At 25.0% G+C, this 563-nt stretch carries 1 pseudogene; it reads left to right on the top strand.

The annotated features are described in order from the left end of the window. Positions 1 to 563 (top strand): annotated as a pseudogene (locus MBORA_RS10770) (hypothetical protein); the annotation flags it as partial.

Below are 563 nucleotides of genomic sequence, written 5' to 3'. Positions count from 1 at the left end.
TTTAGTTGATGATTGTCTTTTTATTCGTAATTCTGCTATTAAGTATGGTGGTGGGGCAATTGATGATTTTGGTATGGATTTAAAAAATAATACTATTTCTAATTCTGTTTTTAAAAAGAATTCTGCTATGATTTATGGTGGTGCAATTAGTGTATCTAATGCTACAATAATTAATTCATTATTTGAAGATAATTCTGCAATCTTTGGTGGTGCTGTTTATGTAATTAATTCAACTGTTATTAATTCTACATTTAGAAACAACTCTGCTAATAAAGAAGGAAATTCAATATATGCAATTAATAATGTTACATTAAACAATTGTAGTATTGATTCAAGTGATGTTGTAAGTAATTTATTAAATGAAAGACTAGAAACTATTAAAAACTATAATTATACATATTATACAGTAACTGGAGGTTTTTATGGATTATGTACTGAAAGATATTTTGGTAATGCATTAGATGGTATACGTGATGATAGTCTTAAATTATTAAGAAATAGTATTAGTGGTGAGTATGTTGGAGAATATCTTAAAATACTTATTTATACACTTGTAAATAAAG

It is taken from the genome of Methanobrevibacter oralis (genome assembly GCF_001639275.1).
GTDB classification, from domain to species: Archaea; Methanobacteriota; Methanobacteria; order Methanobacteriales; family Methanobacteriaceae; genus Methanocatella; species Methanocatella oralis.
This window is presented reverse-complemented; position numbering and strand designations above follow the sequence as displayed.